We start from the raw sequence: 3,425 nt of genomic DNA on the forward strand, positions 1-3,425 counted from the left end.
GGCTTCAACACCGAGAAAAACCATTTTTAGGACCGCCCTACGGGGCTTTCGGGCGAATCCAGCCTCTTTGTTACGCCTTTTTGAAAGGTCTCGACTTTACTGCAAAGGCGCGTCGCGATTCTGAATTCGCCTGAAAGCCAGAGTTCATCTGAATTAATCAGAGGTGCCCTAGGCTTTTCAGGTAGTCAGCTGTAGCAAGCGCTTCTTGCCCATTAGTGAGTAACTATCACTAGGCTGGCTACCTTTGCTTTTTTGATATCGGCCTTTTTCTTTTCAGGCCTGATCTTGTCAGGCTTTGCCTGCCCGAAGTAGAACGGTTGTCATTAATTGACTTGCCCCATCTGCAAAAGCAAACCATCATGGCAACACTGGTTACTCACGGAACGAGTAACGACCATCATCGACTGTGCCGCCTCTCCTGACAGTTGATCCCCTCTGATCGAGCAACATGAACGACTTTATTCAGATATTTATCGTGATGATTGCAGGCTTTGCGGTGGGCCAACTACTGTTCTTTTGGCGCCCGGCAGAAAGCAGTCGCTGGCGAGCGGCAGCCCTGTTTCTGGCGCTACGCATTAGCGTACCGCTTTCGATCCTGTTAGCCATCTGGAACCTTAAACAGCTCTACTGGGTACTCGCCTGGTTACCCCTGATCGGAGGAGCGGTTCTGTTAGCCGGCTTTGTCATGGGTCTGGTACTAGCCCGATGGCAAGGCATGACCCCGGAAGATCGGGCGGTGTATGCCCCTAGCGGTGGTTACGCCAATCTCGGCGCAATGGGTTCATTAACTCTGTTCGTCTACCTCGGAGAGCCGGGACTGGCCATTCTGCCGCTGTATAAACTGTTTGAAGAGGTGATCTATTTTGGCCTCTTTTTCCCCTTTGCCAGACGCTACGCCAGGCTACAGGCGTCAACGCCTGCGGCCTGGAAAGACCCCGTACTGGTCATCGCATTAAGCTGCTGGTTGTGCGGCATGAGCCTCAACCTGATCGGCATAGAGCGCCCCCAGTGGATGGATTCTGCCAATAGCGTGCTGGTTCCCCTCAGCACCTTTTTGTTGATGGTCTCGGTAGGTCTGGTGTTTCGTTTTCGTGCCCTGCTGCCAGAATTACCACGCGCATTACCCATCGCACTGCTGCGCCCGATTGTTTTACCTGCCTTTGGGTTGCTACTCGTCTGGCTGTTCGGTTTGCAGCAGGCAGGGGACGGCCTGCTAGCGGCCACCGTACTGCTACTTGCTAGCACACCCACCGCCGTACTGACCATTATTCCGCCAGCACTCTACGGCCTCAATCAGGGTCTCGCTAATGCTTGCTGGTTAATGAGCGGCTTGGTTTTTCTGCTATGGCTACCCTTTGCGCCCCTGCTGCTGGAATGGCTGGCCGGGCTCAGTTAAGGACGTTTCGCGAACCATCGCAGAGGAATCTTCTGGCTGCAACGCCTTATCCACCACTCCGTTTTGCAAGTCAGCGGTGCAATCGGCCAGACGTGCCAATTCATTTTCAGGCACACAGCGACCCTGAGCCCAATGATGATCCAGGGTACCCAGTAACTGCTGTAGATGCTGACGCTGGTTCGCCAATAACTGCTGCATGGCATCGATCTCCGCCACTCGGTGTTGCAGACGTTCCTTCATGGCCGCCTTACGCTCGGGATTGACCGCTCCTTCACTCATCAGCGTCGCAATACCTTCCAGTGGCAATCCAAGATGCTGGGCGTACTGAATCATGCGTAAGCGAACCAATGCGTCTTCAGAGTAATAGCGATAGCCATTCCCTCGGCGTTCCGCCGCTGGCATCAGTCCGCGGCTCTCGTAATATCGAATAGTGGAAGGCTTCACTTCCGCCCGCCGAGCTAACTCACCGATTTTCATCTCTCGCCCTTGACCTTAAAGTGCACTTTAAACTTATAGTAGCGCCATTGATGCCCGCTAATAAAGGAGTTACCCATGTCATCATCCCCATTGTTTACCCCGTTAACCCTGCCGTGCGCAAGCGTGTTGCCTTCGCGCTTGGCCAAAGCCGCTATGGAAGAAGGCCTGGGCGAGCCAGGGCAGCTGCCAGGTGAACCCATTTTTCAACTTTACCGACGCTGGGCCAACGGCAATATCGGCCTACTCATCACCGGCAATGTCATGATTGATCACAGAGCTATGACCGGCCCCGGCGGCATTGTTCTGGAACAACAAACCGATCTCGAACCTTTCCGCCGCTGGGCTGAAGCCGCCAAGAGCAATGGCGGGAAAGTCTGGATGCAGATTAATCACCCTGGCCGTCAGGTCTATGCCGCAATGGGTGGCAACGTCTGGTCTCCCTCCGACGTCCCCCTGAATCTCGGCAAACATTCCAAACTGTTCGGTCAACCCAGCCCCATGAGTGACGCTCAGATAGTAGAAACCATCGAACGCTTTACTGCTACGGCGGTACAGGCCGAAGCGGCCGGCTTTGATGGCGTCCAGATTCATGCCGCCCATGGTTATCTGATTTCTCAATTTCTGTCACCGCTAACAAACCGACGCAGCGATCAATGGGGTGGCACACTGGAAAATCGTTCGCGTTTATTGATTGAGGTAATTCGCGCTATTCGCAAGCACGTCTCAAGCGAATTTGCGGTAGCCGTCAAGATTAATTCCGCCGATTTTCAACGGGGCGGATTCGACGAACAGGATGCTAAACAGGTGATCGAACAGCTTAACCAGGAAGCCGTCGATCTGGTCGAGCTGTCGGGCGGTAGCTATGAGAGCCCGGCAATGCAGGGGCGAACCGCAGATCAACGCACCCTGGCGAGAGAGGCTTACTTTCTGGAATTCGCTCGCGATATCGCCAAGGTAGCTACCATGCCAGTGATGACAACCGGGGGCATTCTGCATCGCAGTACCGCCGAAGAAGTACTAGAGAAAGGCATCGACCTTGTGGGTCTGGGAACCGCGCTGGCCATGACGCCCGATTTACCCTTGCGCTGGCAACAAGCCGAATTTACCTCATCGAGCCCTCAGGTGAACTGGAAAGACAAAACATTGAATGCATTGGCAGTCATGGCGCTGGTGCGACGACAGATTCACCGTTTAGGCGCAGGAAAACCGGCACAGGCTTCATTGTCTCCGTTTTTTACCCTGATCAAGGATCAATGGCGCAGCAAGCAATTGACACGCCGCTACCGGAACTGGCGTCAGCAGATCTGATCCCTGATAAAGCTTTAGGCACCTCTGATTAATTCGGATAGATCTCTGCGGATCCTAAAATGGTTTTTATCAAGGCGAAGCTCGCCGTTCATGTCGAGACCTGGACAAGGGCTTCAACACCGAGAGAAACCATTTTAGGACCGCCCTAAGGGGCTTTCAGGCGAACCCAGACTCTTTGTTACGCCTTTTTGAAAGGTCTGGACCTTACTGCAAAGACGTGCCGCGATTCTGGATTCGCCTGAAA

3 protein-coding genes are annotated in these 3,425 nt (G+C 53.8%); 2 read left to right on the top strand and 1 reads right to left on the bottom strand.

The window, feature by feature from the left end; all coding sequences use genetic code 11:
* Positions 1–448 precede the first annotated feature (448 nt).
* Entirely contained in the window at positions 449–1,396 is a 948-nt protein-coding gene (locus MIB40_RS19175) for an AEC family transporter (RefSeq protein WP_249697118.1), read from the top strand.
* On the opposite strand, the gene MIB40_RS19180 is transcribed toward MIB40_RS19175, so the two are convergent.
* A complete protein-coding gene (locus MIB40_RS19180; protein WP_249697119.1) occupies positions 1,349–1,873 on the bottom strand; it encodes a MerR family transcriptional regulator in 525 nt (174 codons plus the stop codon). The genes MIB40_RS19175 and MIB40_RS19180 overlap by 48 nt on opposite strands.
* Positions 1,874–1,948: 75 nt before the next feature.
* On the opposite strand from MIB40_RS19180, the gene MIB40_RS19185 reads away from it, so the two are divergent.
* A complete protein-coding gene (locus MIB40_RS19185) occupies positions 1,949–3,181 on the top strand; it encodes an NADH:flavin oxidoreductase/NADH oxidase family protein (protein ID WP_249697120.1) in 1,233 nt (410 codons plus the stop codon).
* Positions 3,182–3,425 lie beyond the last annotated feature (244 nt).

Source organism: Aestuariirhabdus haliotis (assembly GCF_023509475.1).
Taxonomy (GTDB): Bacteria; Pseudomonadota; Gammaproteobacteria; order Pseudomonadales; family Aestuariirhabdaceae; genus Aestuariirhabdus; species Aestuariirhabdus haliotis.

Excerpts from the sequence above, each read along its gene's own strand:
- MIB40_RS19175 (WP_249697118.1), top strand. The coding sequence starts at position 449 with ATGAACGACTTTATTCAGATATTTATCGTGATGATTGCAGGCTTTGCG.
- MIB40_RS19180 (WP_249697119.1), bottom strand. The coding sequence starts at position 1,873 with ATGAAAATCGGTGAGTTAGCTCGGCGGGCGGAAGTGAAGCCTTCCACT.
- MIB40_RS19185 (WP_249697120.1), top strand. The coding sequence starts at position 1,949 with ATGTCATCATCCCCATTGTTTACCCCGTTAACCCTGCCGTGCGCAAGC.